The sequence below is a fragment of the Kordiimonas aquimaris genome, assembly GCF_025574485.1.
GTDB classification, from domain to species: Bacteria; Pseudomonadota; Alphaproteobacteria; order Sphingomonadales; family Kordiimonadaceae; genus Kordiimonas; species Kordiimonas aquimaris.
On record NZ_JAOBPO010000001.1, the window covers coordinates 27,994 to 41,707 of the forward strand.

Here is a 13,714-nt window from a genome sequence, read left to right on the forward strand (position 1 = left end):
TGATAGAAAATATTAGTTTATGTTTCTATCACGCCGCGACCCTAAAATTGAGATAGTGTCGATTGATTAAGAGCAAGGTCCTGAACCAAGGCGCCGCGATCGCCAAGAGGTCCAATAGTTTTTTGACCGCTAACAACATAAACACCACCAGCGTTGCTTGTTGTTAAAAACAATTCGTCGGTAAGACTCGGCGTATAGTCTTGTCCAGCACGCAACACACCAGACCACATGGCTGTACCATCGGCGTATGTTAGCTGGAGCCAGCTATCTTCTTGCGCGTGCAGCGTCAATGTTTCATCACTAATTCTCTCGTCTGTTTGTACATCAGCATTTGCCGCCGAGAAAAACAACGAACCACGTGTATCAATGCCGTCAGCATCTGCATATAGCCAGTTACGGGCAAAGCTCTCATTCGACAAACTTTGGCTAGAAACAGCAGATAAGAGGCTTACATCTTCTTTCTGGATATAACGTGACTGAATAGCTGCGAGTTGCTGCACTTCAACATCAGTTGAAGATGCTATACTACTAGCTTGCCATACAGCTCCTGTCATCTGCGCACTGATAAACATCCAAGAAGCAAAAGCTCCAACAAGCCCTGCAACCGGTGAAAACCAAGCGGGCCAACCACTTTTCTTGGTAGTTATATGCTTTATGTTTGCAGTCTTTTTCTGCTCGACAACCGGTTTCAACTCAGCAACAGCGCCATTTGTCACAAGCGCTTCTTCGGTGGCCTCATCATTCTCTAATGCCAGAAGCTCGTTTTTGAATTGTTGAGCAATAGCAGCATCATCCAAGCCAAGCATTTTTGCATATGAACGGACGAAACCAACAGCAAAAGTTTGATTTGGTAGACGCGAAACATCATTTTCTTCGATCGCTTCAAGAAAGCATCGCCGAACACATATGTCTGCAGCCACATCTTGCAAAGACAGCTTTTGCTCACGGCGCGCAGTGCGCAACATATCAGCAACAGCAGATAAATTTTCTACAGCTTTATTTGCCATAACCCCGTCCTAACGCGATCAGTGATTTGTGTTTGCCACAATTATTCGCTTCTCGCTTGGTATAATCATTTAATCATGTGGCTGTCGAAATAAACACAGTATTCTCGGCTTTATAAAAGCCATAAACAGCGACTTTATAAAAGCCATAAACAGCGACAGATCGAAAACAAACGATATCTAACCAGATTCAAATCAACAAACAATTAAGCAATAGAGTCAATTAGAATCAAATTTTCTGGGCAAAATAATGGTAAAAACATACAGATAGGATGAAATTACATCTTAATTCCATGATCGCGCGCGAAATAAATTAACGAGTCGCGAATCGAATGTTCAGTCGATTGAATGTGATCAGACAAGAAGTCATGCAATTGTCGCATATCGACAGACCGCAGCAATCGTTTAACAGGGCCAACTGATGTAGGTGACACCGATATCTTCTTCAAACCAAGAGCAACTAACGCCATGGCCTCAATCGAACGCCCCCCCATTTCACCGCACAAAGTCACAGGAACATTTGCTGCATGACATGCAGAGATAATCATGCGCAGAAATGATAATACTGGCGGCGCAAGCAAATCATAGCGATCTGCTAATTTAGGGTTTGAACGATCACAGGCAAAAAAGAATTGCATCAAGTCGTTCGTACCAATTGATAGAAAGTCTACTTCAGCTAACAGGCTATCCAGTTGCCAGCTAAGCGAAGGCACTTCAAACATGCAGCCAACCTTGATGTTTGCAGGTTGTTGTTTGTCAAATTTATCAAGCCGGTCAATTTCTTTCTTGAGTATCGCCTTACAGCGACGCAGCTCCGCCACCTCGGCAATCATCGGGAACATTACATGCAAATCACGCCCTGCAGCAGCATAAAGCAGAGCACGAAGTTGATATCGCAGTAACGCAGGCCTCTCGAGTGCAACGCGAATTGCGCGCATCCCCATCGCTGGGTTTTCTTCAGATTCGCGCGGCAGAAACGGCACTGGCTTGTCGCCGCCTATGTCCAGTGTTCTAAACACAACCGGCTTATCACCTGCCGCATCCAACACTGCAGAGTAAACACGCGTTTGTTCGTCCACTCTGGGCAGCGCAGGTGAGACCATGAACTGAAACTCGGTTCTGAAAAGACCAATACCTTCCGCACCGCTGGTATCCAGGCTGGGCAAATCGGCAAGTAAACCAGCATTCATCAACAGATCAATCTGTTGACCATCTTTGGTAATGGCCGGCAAATCACGTTCCGCTGCATACTCTGCGAGCAATTGCTCCTGCACCTTAACGGCTTCGCTATAGCCTTCAATGATTTCGTCAGATGGGCGGACATAGACGTGGTTTTGTGCTGTATCAACAACAACTTCATCACCTTGCTCTATGTGATTAAGCAGGCCGGAGATCTGCCCCATAACGGGGATACCCATAGCGCGAGCAATAATGGTCACGTGCGCCGTCGATGATCCTTCTTCAAGCACCACTGCTTTCAGAAATTGAGGATCATAATCCATGAGTTCTGCCGGACCAATCGAGCGTGCAACAAGAACACTGTCTTGCGTCAATGGTTGCTTACCTGTGTCTGTATCACCTTGGATGATACGAATTAGGCGCGCTGCCAAATCTTCAAAATCAAGGATCCGTTCACGCAAATATGGATCGCGAATCTTGGCCATGCGGGCCCGGTTTTCCTGCTGAACACGCTCAACAGCAGCCTCGGCGGTCAGACCGGAATTAACCGCTTCACGAATTTTTTCCTGCCAGCCACGATCATAGGCAAAAAGGCGATATGTCTCGAGCACCTCTCTGTGCTCGCCGCCATGCGCCAAGTCAGGATGTTCCAGCATATCTTCAAGTTGCTGCCGCATGCGCGTTATGGCTTCATCAAGGCGCGCAAGCTCTTCATCAACACTTTCAGCGACCGTTCGCGTAATATGAACTTGTGGCTTCTTCAAAACTGCCACACCTGCACCGATACCTGCCACAAGGGCAATCCCATCAAGTGCAATCGGCTGACCAACAGAAGTGGCATCCTCAGATAACTCACCAGCAGCAACAAGATCACCAGAACTGACAAGTTCGGCAAGAACCATGGCAATGGTTTGCAATGCTTCAACTTCTTCGGGCATGTAGGTGCGCGGCGTTACATTCTGCACGACCAGAATGCCGCTGACCTTACCGTGGTAAAGAATCGGCACGCCGAGAAAGCTATGATATATATCCTCACCGGTTTCTGGACGGTACGCAAACCGCGGATGGCTTGTTGCCTCGCTTAAATTAAGCGGCAGACCACGCTCGGCAACCAGGCCAACAAGACCTTCACCAAAGCGCAACCTTGTGCGGTGCACAGCTTCTGCATTCAGGCCTTCTGTAGCAAAAAGCTCAAGAATGCCGCCAGCACGTGATAGATAAACCGAACATACTTCCGCTACCATATTTTGGGCAATTACACGCACAACACGGTCAAGCCGCTGTTGAGCAGCACCGTCGCTTGCCATCACACTGTGCAAACGCCTTAGAAGTAGTCTTGGCTGGCTAACATGGTCAGGCAAGGGTCATCCTTCAGTTAATACGGTAAGTTACACTGTAAATTACAGTGCGCGGTATCGTGCTCTTATGTATTGTCTGACGATAAATAAACAACCGCCTGATCAATTAATTCATCAATAATAGCTTGTGTTGGTTGTACAGATTTGACCATTCCAACACTTTGACCCGCCATAACCGATCCTGTTTCAACGTCACCGTCTACCACAGCACGGCGCAGCGCGCCGCCCCAGAATTTCTCAATCTGCATTTGAGCATCTTCTTGATTAAGTTCGCCGCTATGGAATTTTTCAATGACTTCACGCTGTTTCACCATAAAGGCTTCTGTGCCTTCATTTTTCATGGCGCGAACCGGAATAACAGGGAACTGCGAATCTATCTGCACACTGGCAACAGCATCGCGTGCTTTACCGTGAATAAATGCCTTTTTGAATTTTTCATGGGCAATACATTCTTCAGCAACAACAAACCGGGTGCCAAGCTGTACACCTGAAGCTCCCATTTTCAGATACGACGCGATGGCATCACCGCGGCCAATACCACCAGCAACAAATACTGGCACATCACGGATGATTGGCAATATTTCCTGCGCCAAAACACTCGTTGATACAGGGCCAATATGGCCACCAGCCTCCATGCCTTCGATAATAAGTGCGTCAACGCCTGTACGCACCAACTTCTTGCCCAATGTCACAGTAGGAGCAAAACACATCAGTTTCGCACCAAAGTCTTTAATTTCTTTAATCGCATTACCACTCGGTAGCCCGCCTGCAAGCACCATATGCGAAACATTTTGCTCGCGGCATACCGCAATCAAATTATCAATATCCGGATGCAAGGTAATCAAGTTAACGCCGAAAGGTTTATCCGTCATTTCACGCGTTGCAGCAATTTCGGCGGCCAGCATGCTTGTATCCATACCGCCGCACGCAATCACACCAAAGCCACCAGCATTTGAGATAGAGGAAACAAGATTGCGTTCCGAGACCCAAGTCATCGCACCACCGAGGATCGCGTGCTCACACCCTAAAAAGTCTGTACCTCTTTGCCAAAGATAAGCAAGTCTCTCGGCAGCTTCTGCACGTGTGCGCACATTACTTGCCTCTTGAGTTGAACCCACCATAAAATTCCTCACTTATATTTTGATCTAAGCTTGCTTAAGCTTGGTCTAAGCCATACGCAGTGTGCAAAGCACGCACTGCAAGCTCTGTATATTCGGCGTCAATAACAACGCTGACTTTAATCTCAGATGTCGAAATTACCTGAATATTAATGCCTTTTTCCGCAAGTGTATCAAACATTTTGCTCGCAACGCCAGCATGGCTGCGCATTCCCAAACCAACGACCGAAACCTTTACAACATCACCCGTATAACCCAAATCCTTATAATCCAAGGTATCCCGGTTTTCTTCGATGACTTTTACAGTTTTCTTCAAATCATCTTCTGGCACAGTAAATGTTACATCTGTGGTTTGGCTATTATCTGATGCGCTTTGCACAATCATATCAACATTGACATTGTGCTTGGCAAGCGGCGCAAAAACACCAGAAACCATACCAGGCGTATCCTTAAGGCCAATGATCGTGACTTTGGCTTCACCGCGTGAATAAGCGATACCACTAACAACTTCCTGTTCCACGATTTCTTCCTCTCCAACAACCAATGTTCCTGGCAAATCTTCAAAAGACGAGAGCACTTGTGTACGAACACCGTGCTTCATCGCCAGCGCTACTGAGCGCGTTTGTAGTACTTTGGCTCCAAGAGATGCCATTTCCAGCATCTCCTCATATGTAATTTTGTTCAGCTTTCGCGCCTTAGGTACAATACGCGGGTCTGTTGTGTATACACCGTCAACATCTGTATAGATATCGCAACGATCTGCCGATACCACTGCGGCAAGTGCAACAGCGGATGTATCACTACCACCGCGACCAAGTGTCGTAATGCGGTTATCATCAGCTATACCCTGAAACCCAGCTATAACAGCTACACGGCCCTCTTTGAAACAGGCTTCCAATGCTTCAGGTTCGATTTCTTCAATTCGTGCCGCACCGTGCACACTATTCGTTTTCAGAGCAATCTGCCAACCAAGAAACGAGCGCGCCGGTATCCCCATATCCTGCAGCGTGATCGCAAGCAACCCTGACGTTATTTGCTCACCGGCAGCAACCACAGTGTCATATTCGCGCGCATCATGCATGGGTGCTGCAGTACGGCAATAATCGACCAGTTGGTTAGTCACACCCGACATGGCAGAAACAACAACAGCAACCTCATGGCCTTCATTGACAGCCTGAGCCACACGCTTGGCAACATTGCGAATACGATCAAGGTCACCAACAGATGTACCACCAAACTTTTTAACAATGCGTGCCATTGAATCCAGATCCCGAACAAAGTGTGCTGTCAATTTGACGCAAGACTTGACCCAAAAGAGAGTATAGTGCGTATAGAGGCAGCGCGGTTCTGTTTAATGGCTGACGATGACCGGCGCAAGCATGGAACGCGCAATAAACTTGCTAATTTGCTGTATTGAGGAAGAAATGTCAGATCAAGACGCGGTAAAAACCGAAGGCGTACTAGCTGAAGGGCAGACAGTTGATGCAGATGAGGTGGCATTTTTTGCACGCATTGCAGACACATGGTGGGACCCTAAAGGCCCATTTAAGCCACTACATCTCCTTAACCCGACCAGACTTTTGTACATCAGGCAGCAAGTCGAAGCGCACTTTAAGCTGGAGGCTGGATTAAAAAAACCACTGGAAGGCATGCGTCTGCTTGATATCGGTTGCGGCGGTGGTTTGATTTCGGAGCCAATGGCGCGCTTGGGCGCAGATGTTACAGCAGTTGATGCTGCTGAAAAAAATATTAAAACAGCAAGCCTTCATGCCGCACGCTCCGGCCTTAACATAGATTTTCGCAATACAACGGCTGAAGTGTTGGCCGAAGCAGGCGAAAAATTTGATATTATTGTCAACATGGAAGTTATTGAGCATGTCGCGGATGTAAACGCCTATCTCACAGCCTGCCATCAACTCCTTAAGCCAGAAGGCATTATGCTGCTGTCTACCATCAACCGCACCCCCAAGGCTTATCTATTCGCTATTATCGGCGCTGAACGTGTGCTGCGCTGGTTACCCGTTGGCGCACATGACTGGAAGAAATTCATCAAACCCAATGAATTAGCTAACTTTCTAGATAATTGCGGCATGGATGCAAGTGCAGTAACAGGGTTTGTCTTCGCACCACTGTCGCAGAAATGGCGGTTATCTCCATCAGATACTGACGTGAATTACGCGATGAGTGCTACGGTTAAAGCTTGAATTTACTGTAGAAATCGAAAGATTTAGGCATCAGTCCGGCGCGCAACCGGGAGAGGTAGTACGTCAATACCCTCCTCAATCAACTCTTTTGCTTCATCAGCAGAGGCATTACCGTAAATACCGCGCTCGTCAGCTTCGCCGTAATGGATTTTACGGGCTTCTTCCGCAAACTGGTCGCCAACGTTGTCACAGTTCTTTTCTACATGTTCCTGAATTTTAGACATTACATCTGCAGCTTGCTCGACAAGTCGCTCCATCTCGGGTGATGTTGATACAGCCGCTGGCAGCTTGGGCGGGCTAGGTAGTTGTGCCGCAGAAACGGACGTTGATATCTCGGCATCTTTTGAATGCGTGGGATTGGCCCGGGTTTGATTACCCTTAGCGGACACATTCGGAGCCATCAGGGCTTTTGTTACTGAACTGCTATCGCAGTACGGGCATATGACCAGTCCTGCCTGTTTTTGTTGTTCAAAAGCTGAACTGGAACGAAACCAACTTTCAAACTGATGCGCGTTATCGCATTTCAAATCAAAAACAATCATGATGCCTACATACTTTCAACACGGATAGGCTGATCATGCCTTAATGCCGGTATTTTGCTTCGTACTGTGTCTACTTGCAACAAGTCAAGGTCAACAACCAAAGCGCCCACATCCAGTCCGGCATCTGCGATTACGTCGCCCCACGGATTGACAACAAGGCTATGGCCGTATGTTTCCCGGCCCGTTTTATGCATTCCCGTTTGTGCGGCGGCTAACACAAAGCAACCTGTTTCGATTGCACGCGCGCGCAACAACATATGCCAGTGTGCCGCGCCCGTGGGCTTTGTAAAAGCGGCAGGGCTTAAGATAATTTTTGCACCAGCATGCGCAAGTGCTCGGTGCAAATGCGCAAACCGCAGGTCGTAACAGATAGTCATACCCATATCAGTGTCACACGCTTTGGTGAGAACGGCAGATTCTCCGCGTTGATATAGAGCAGATTCGCGGTAGCTCTCGCCGCCGTCCAGATCAACATCAAACAAATGTATCTTGTCATAGCGCGCGGTGATCTCACCATCCGGATTGATCATGAAAGACCGGTTAGCCAGCTTGCTATCATCTACTTTAATAATTAACGAACCAATATGCAGCCATACGCCAAGCTCACGTGCCAAAGCCTTAAACTCAACCAATCCTGGATCAGCCGCTTCCACGTAAGCTTTTTTCAACACAGCCTGACGGTTCATCTCCATCAGGTGGGTCGTTTCTGGTGTAGAGATAAACTGCGCGCCCTTCTCTGCTGCTGCCCGAATATGAAGACATGCCTCAGCAGTTGCGGTGCCTATTTCATCGCCAGTGTTGAGTTGAATAAGGCCTATGCGCATATGTTTTGCCTATGATGCCTGTAACATTGTGGTTAATCCACCGCGTGCATCAAGCGCATGCAGATCATCACATCCACCAACATGCTTGCCACCGATCCAGATTTGCGGGACGGAGTTCACACCGCCTGCTTTTTCACGCATTTCTTTGCGTGCTTTAGGATTCATATCCACGTTTATCTCGCGAAATGAAGCGCCACGCTGTTTTAACAACGCTTTAGCGCGAAAACAGAATGGGCAGAAGTTTGAGCTGTAAATGACAACGTCAGCCATTTTAATATCCTTAATTATATATCGTGCTTGCTGCCTGCATAACACAGGAACAACCACGTCCGGTAATTCTTATCAATCTAGGCCTATGTAGGTGACAGACCAGATATTTAAAGAGTTTGACACTACACCTGTTCGTGATCTTCTGACATTCAGGTCACTAGGCTGCAACAGGTTCGCCTACTCTGGCAAAAACAACAACATGGACATATTGTGCACCAGCATCTTTCAATGTAGCGGCACAAGCGGAAACTGTTGCGCCGGTCGTTAGCACATCGTCAACAAGCAATATACTTTTACCTTTAATGTGACTCTGCTTGTTTTCAGGCACCATGAACGCATTGCTTACATTTGCAAAACGCTTTTCCCTGCCAAGTGTACCTTGGCTTGGTGTGGCTTTTGCGCGTTTCAATGTATACGCATCCACGGGTCGACCGGTAATGCGCCCAATATCACGTGCCAGCACTTGTGACTGATTAAAACGGCGCTTTAACAAGCGTGACCAATGCAGCGGCACAGGCATTATCACATCAAAGCCGATCTCATCTTCAGCTCCACTTCCAGAGACCACATCGAGCTCCCTACTCATCATACGTGCCATTACCGGCACAGCAGACAACATGCCTCCATACTTTAGTGCCAGCACGAGTTCTCGACCTTTTTCATCGTATAACACTGGCGCGTTAGCGCTGTCGTAAACAGGGGGAGTTTGCAAGCATGCACCACAGGCTTGTGCTTCATCTGTTGAAAAAGCGAACGGTATGGCACACCGGCGGCATTTAGGGTCAGCTATTGGGGTTAGCGATGACCAACAAGTTGAACACAAATGTCCATGTTCATTTATTCTACTGCGACACATGGTGCACCGAGGCGGCAAAAGGAAATCAAGCACCTGTGGTAAAAAATTGAACTTTTGAAATAAGTCAGGCTTCATACACAGATCATAACAACGCCAAGGTTGACTGGCTATGCTTTAAGCAGTTGCACCCTGATTGCCAACGCCTTATGAAAAACGCATGATACAGCAAGACACACCACCACGCCTTTTCGATACACAAGCTGTCGCACGAAACCGTGCGCGAAGCCAGCGCATGGACGATGGTCACAATTTTTTAAAAGCAGAAATAGCAGACCGCATGCAGGAGCGTTTAAGCGAGGTGAACCGCACCTTCACTGATCGCGTTGATTTAGGCGGCATGTTTGCGCCTTTTGTGCCGGAAGCTGTGGCTAAAACGTATCAAATCCATAGGCAAAACAATGATGCTTTGGACATTCCTCAGCAGTCAAGCGACCTTATCGTTTCAAATATGATAATGCATTGGGTCAATGATTTGCCCGGGTTATTGGTTCAGATAAAAAATGCACTACGTCCTGACGGTTTGTTTACGGCATCTATGCTTGGCGGGCAAACCCTGCATGAACTCAGACATGCTTTTCTAGCAGCGGAGTCCGAAATCACTGGCGGTGCCTCTGCTCGTGTTATCCCGTTTGCTGATGTAAAAGACCTTGGCAGCCTGATGCAACGCGCCGGATTTGCGCTACCTGTAACGGACGTTGACACATTAACCCTGACATACACACATCCGCTTAACCTCATGCAGGAACTCCGCGGCATGGGCGAAGCAAATGCATTAGTTAATCGACCAAAGGGTTTTTTAAGGCGTAAAATCTTGATGCGGGCTTGCGAGATGTATCAAGAAAAATTTGGGCTGGAAAATGGGCGCATTACAGCCACGTTTGAGGTGATGTACTTAACAGGCTGGCATCCTCATGAAAGCCAACAAAAACCCTTGAAGCCTGGAAGCGGCAAGATAAACCTGGCTGACGCCCTGAAAGCAGGCGGTCCGCCTAAAGAGCCACCCACAGAATAAACGTTACGCACGAATAACGCGTAGCTGTGGCCACCGCTTACGCCACCCTTTGTTAATAAGTCGCTTTTCAAATGCGCTAGGGTCTTTTTCTTTCACTAGAGGTGTTATCCGTAAAACATGATCGTAAAGATCATCAAGCCCAAACGGCGCAATATATTCGAGAGCGTCATCATTGGTCATTCGCACACCAATAGCTGTTGCTACTTCCGGCCAATGCATCAACGCGTCATTTAAATCCTTAAATGGGCTGTGCCCACCATATTCATGCATGCGCGCCTGATTGCGCACTTGCCATTGTTGGTCAGGCACGGCACTGGAAAGAGCGGCTTCAAATGCATGTTCCACATTATGTGTTGCATCATCTGGATCAAAATAGATCACATCTATATCGGCAGCCAAAATAGCTTTATTATTATCATAAAGTTGATCCCAATATCGATTTCGAACAAAGCCTGCAGCAATATAGGCGTCATCGGGACCAACTTCTTGAACAGCTTTTAAACACGCGAACGCCAATGCATCTTCATACAAAACAGAAAACAACCGCTTAGCAGCGTCATTGTGCCTACTCAAAAGAAATCCCTGATCATAGCAACCAATGGGTCGTCTGCAGGCGGCATAGGATAAGTCGAAAGTTCACGAATAGGCACCCATTTCGTTTGCTGACCTTCCATTCCCTGTACTAATCCATCCCATTTGCGGCACACATAAAGGGGCATCAGCAAATGAAATTTCTCATAGGTATGCGAAGCAAAGGCGAAGGGCGCAAGGCAAGCAGCACTAATATCAATACCGAGCTCTTCCTTGCATTCTCTTATCAATGCTGCTTCTGGAATTTCTCCGGCCTCAACCTTACCACCAGGAAACTCCCAAAGGCCGGCCATCGATTTGCCTTCAGGGCGTTGTGCAATCAAGACATGACCGTCGCCGTCCATTAAGGCGATGGCCGCAACAAGAACGGTTGGCAGGTCTGCATCAACACGAACATTTGGCTGTGGGCACTCATCATCAATCATAGTGACCAATTAGCGTTAACTTTAGGCAAATACAAGCTTTAACACCTTGTTTAGATTTGTCGCCAACACTGCAGTGCTAAGGTAAAAATCGAGTGTTTAAGTTAATCCTGACAGCAGGCAGTGAGGTGAACCATCATGCACAAATCACGAGGCGTGTCTTTCTTTCAAAGAAATGACACGGTTAAGCAGTTATCTATTGTCAGAAACCTATCATATTTTCGCAAAAGCATCGACGGTGCCACAGCTGTGGAATATGGTTTACTAGCAGGTCTTGTTGCGCTGGGAATTGCAGGCGGGCTGGGTGCTCTGTCTGACCTGGTAAACTTACTATTTGAAAATGTGAGTAATGACGCGGCAGAAGTCACGCGCAGCTTAAACGAAAACTAGCGCGCCAACCAACATTGGCACGCTGAAATCGAATCATCTTTACTACGATTAGCTAAACGCTGCTTCTCGGTAACCTTCCATCGCATAATGACGACGCGGCTCTTCCACTTCGTCTTTGCGTTCGGCGATTACCCGCTTTGCACGCTCCACTTCGCGCTGCATATATTTAAGCTCGGCAAGCTTTTCAGCACCATCGTCAGCGTACTTTTGCAATGCATCAGACAGAGCTTCTTCAAGCTCGTTCAAAAATTTCAATTGCAGATCCAAATTCACTGTTGGCATTCTCATTCTCCAGTACATCGTTGCTGGTTTAACCCACAGCAAATCAATACAAGACTCGTGCCATATATTTTTCTGTTAAATTTCAATTAGTTAAAGGGATTCAACAATCAAAAACATCGTCGCCAAAAACACAAGCGGAATCATTAACCACTTAGGCGGCAAATGTTGCTTACAGATATCTAACTGCGATAATCAGCATTAATATCGATGTAACCATGGGTTAGATCACACGTCCATACCGATGCACAGCCACTACCAATCCCAACATCGACACGGAGCAAAATAGTGTCTGTCTTCATATGGGCAGCCGCATGTTCTTCCACGTAGTTGCTACAAACGGCGCCTTTGTCGGCCACCTTTTGATCACCGATCCATATTTGCAGTGCATCACGATCAGCCTTTTCGCCCGACTTTCCAACCGCCATCACAAGGCGCCCCCAGTTAGGGTCTTCCCCAGCAATTGCCGTTTTCACAAGTGGACTGTTAGCAATGGCCTTGGCAATAGTGCGTGCCGCAGAGGTATCCTCAGCCCCTTCGACAGTTACAGTTACAAACTTGGTTGCCCCTTCGCCGTCCCTGACAATTTGTTGCGCCAAGTCCATCATTACCTGATCGAATTTTTTGACAAACTCTGCCAAACGCGGATCAGATGGGTCATCAATCACATCAGCATTGGCGCGCACACCTGTCGCAAATGCCAGTACAGTATCATTGGTGGACGTATCACCATCTACAGTCACACTATTAAAGCTGCCTTCTGTTGCATGTGAGAGAATCGCTTGCAAACACTGTGAAGACACATTGGCATTCGTGAAGACAAACCCCAACATAGTAGCCATGTCAGGAGCTATCATGCCTGAGCCTTTAGAAATACCAGAGATAACAACAGGCTGACCGTCAATAAATGTTGTACGGCAACATCCTTTGGGGAAAGTGTCTGTTGTTGTGATAGCCACCGCTACCTCATGCCACATAGCAGTAGAAAGGCCTTCATGGATTCGCTGCAAAAACTTAGGGAAACTTGAAGTGTCTAATGGCTCACCAATAACCCCCGTTGATGCGAGCAATACTTCATTCATATCACAGCCTATAATTTCGGCTGCCGCTGAAGCGGTGCGCGCTGTTGCCTTTTCACCGTGTGATCCCGTGAATGCATTAGCATTACCGGCATTGACAACCAGTGCTTTCGCTTTGCCTTTACTTTCCGACAACGCACTGCGACACCAATCAACCGGGGCGGCTGGCATTTTGGAACGTGTAAAAACACCTGCCGCATATGCGCCGCCAGGAAACTCAACAAGCATAAGATCGGGACGACCGGTATAGCGTAGGCCCGCAGCTACAGCTCCCAGCTCAACGCCCGGCACGGGAGCAAGATCAGGAAATCTGTCCGGCGCCAAAGGTGATTTTTGATAGCTTGCCATTACTTGTCCTGATTTATGTCGTTATTCACGATAAGATGATCTCGAAACAGTATACATGCTGCATGAACAAAAACGCGCAAAAATGCTCAATTTTTCGGGCGCATTTTGGCCACACCGCGTCTTTATTGCAAGTGTGCTTCGTTTGCAGTGTCATTTTGTAAGGTACAAATGTTTGCCATAGGTTGACAGAAGCCTTGGCTATACTTATCTGTGCGTGCATTCATACGCATAAAAATAA

General features: G+C 47.4%; 15 protein-coding genes and 1 pseudogene. 3 read left to right on the plus strand and 13 right to left on the minus strand.

From position 1 onward, the window contains the following. Positions 1–41: 41 nt before the first annotated feature. The 4 genes from OEU88_RS00090 to OEU88_RS00105 all read right to left on the minus strand — a co-directional run bounded on the left by OEU88_RS00090 (position 42) and on the right by OEU88_RS00105 (position 5,917). Entirely contained in the window at positions 42–1,007 is a 966-nt protein-coding gene (locus OEU88_RS00090) for a helix-turn-helix domain-containing protein (protein ID WP_262693053.1), read from the minus strand. 275 nt (positions 1,008–1,282) lie between these two features. Further along, the gene (gene ptsP / locus OEU88_RS00095; protein ID WP_262693054.1) at positions 1,283–3,544 is read right to left on the minus strand and encodes a phosphoenolpyruvate--protein phosphotransferase; all 2,262 of its coding nucleotides are present in this window, start codon (positions 3,542–3,544) and stop codon (positions 1,283–1,285) included. A 62-nt stretch (positions 3,545–3,606) separates the two neighbouring features. Next, entirely contained in the window at positions 3,607–4,662 is a 1,056-nt protein-coding gene (locus tag OEU88_RS00100; RefSeq protein ID WP_262693055.1) for an NAD(P)H-dependent flavin oxidoreductase, read from the minus strand. A gap of 34 nt (positions 4,663–4,696) precedes the next feature. Further along, entirely contained in the window at positions 4,697–5,917 is a 1,221-nt protein-coding gene (locus OEU88_RS00105) for an aspartate kinase (RefSeq protein WP_262693056.1), read from the minus strand. Positions 5,918–6,083: 166 nt separating this feature from the next. Here OEU88_RS00105 and ubiG point away from each other — a divergent pair, with 166 nt between their 5' ends. Beyond that, a complete protein-coding gene (gene ubiG, locus OEU88_RS00110; protein ID WP_394805212.1) occupies positions 6,084–6,863 on the plus strand; it encodes a bifunctional 2-polyprenyl-6-hydroxyphenol methylase/3-demethylubiquinol 3-O-methyltransferase UbiG in 780 nt (259 codons plus the stop codon). Between the two features lie 23 nt (positions 6,864–6,886). Here the strand turns inward: ubiG and OEU88_RS00115 are convergent, their stop codons facing one another. From OEU88_RS00115 to OEU88_RS17640, 5 genes and pseudogenes are all read right to left on the minus strand, one after another. Continuing rightward, entirely contained in the window at positions 6,887–7,405 is a 519-nt protein-coding gene (locus OEU88_RS00115; protein WP_262693058.1) for a DUF1178 family protein, read from the minus strand. 5 nt (positions 7,406–7,410) lie between these two features. Continuing rightward, on the minus strand, positions 7,411–8,229 hold the full coding sequence (locus tag OEU88_RS00120; RefSeq protein ID WP_262693060.1) for a carbon-nitrogen hydrolase family protein: 819 nt from the start codon (positions 8,227–8,229) through the stop codon (positions 7,411–7,413). A gap of 9 nt (positions 8,230–8,238) precedes the next feature. Continuing rightward, positions 8,239–8,499, minus strand: coding sequence for a glutaredoxin 3 (grxC, locus tag OEU88_RS00125; protein WP_262693061.1), 261 nt, complete (start codon positions 8,497–8,499; stop codon positions 8,239–8,241). A gap of 157 nt (positions 8,500–8,656) precedes the next feature. Beyond that, complete coding sequence (locus OEU88_RS00130) at positions 8,657–9,211, minus strand: ComF family protein (RefSeq protein ID WP_262693062.1); 555 nt, start codon at positions 9,209–9,211, stop codon at positions 8,657–8,659. A gap of 9 nt (positions 9,212–9,220) precedes the next feature. After that, positions 9,221–9,430 (minus strand): annotated as a pseudogene (locus OEU88_RS17640) (double zinc ribbon domain-containing protein); the annotation flags it as partial. Between the two features lie 82 nt (positions 9,431–9,512). Between OEU88_RS17640 and OEU88_RS00135 the strand changes: the two are divergent. Beyond that, positions 9,513–10,367, plus strand: coding sequence for a methyltransferase domain-containing protein (locus OEU88_RS00135; protein WP_262693063.1), 855 nt, complete (start codon positions 9,513–9,515; stop codon positions 10,365–10,367). A gap of 3 nt (positions 10,368–10,370) precedes the next feature. Here the strand turns inward: OEU88_RS00135 and OEU88_RS00140 are convergent, their stop codons facing one another. Together OEU88_RS00140 and mutT are read right to left on the minus strand one after the other, a co-directional pair. Next, positions 10,371–10,940, minus strand: a complete 570-nt coding sequence (locus tag OEU88_RS00140; RefSeq protein ID WP_262693064.1) for a nucleotidyltransferase family protein — start codon at positions 10,938–10,940, stop codon at positions 10,371–10,373. Continuing rightward, on the minus strand, positions 10,937–11,383 hold the full coding sequence (gene mutT / locus OEU88_RS00145; RefSeq protein WP_262693065.1) for an 8-oxo-dGTP diphosphatase MutT: 447 nt from the start codon (positions 11,381–11,383) through the stop codon (positions 10,937–10,939). Before mutT ends, OEU88_RS00140 begins: the two co-directional genes overlap by 4 nt. Positions 11,384–11,518: 135 nt before the next feature. On the opposite strand from mutT, the gene OEU88_RS00150 reads away from it, so the two are divergent. Then, positions 11,519–11,770, plus strand: a complete 252-nt coding sequence (locus OEU88_RS00150) for a Flp family type IVb pilin (protein ID WP_262693066.1) — start codon at positions 11,519–11,521, stop codon at positions 11,768–11,770. A gap of 48 nt (positions 11,771–11,818) precedes the next feature. Here OEU88_RS00150 and OEU88_RS00155 read toward each other — a convergent pair whose 3' ends face one another. Together OEU88_RS00155 and argJ are read right to left on the minus strand one after the other, a co-directional pair. After that, positions 11,819–12,052, minus strand: a complete 234-nt coding sequence (locus OEU88_RS00155; protein WP_262693067.1) for a hypothetical protein — start codon at positions 12,050–12,052, stop codon at positions 11,819–11,821. Between the two features lie 179 nt (positions 12,053–12,231). Next, a complete protein-coding gene (argJ, locus tag OEU88_RS00160) occupies positions 12,232–13,476 on the minus strand; it encodes a bifunctional glutamate N-acetyltransferase/amino-acid acetyltransferase ArgJ (protein ID WP_262693069.1) in 1,245 nt (414 codons plus the stop codon). Positions 13,477–13,714 lie beyond the last annotated feature (238 nt).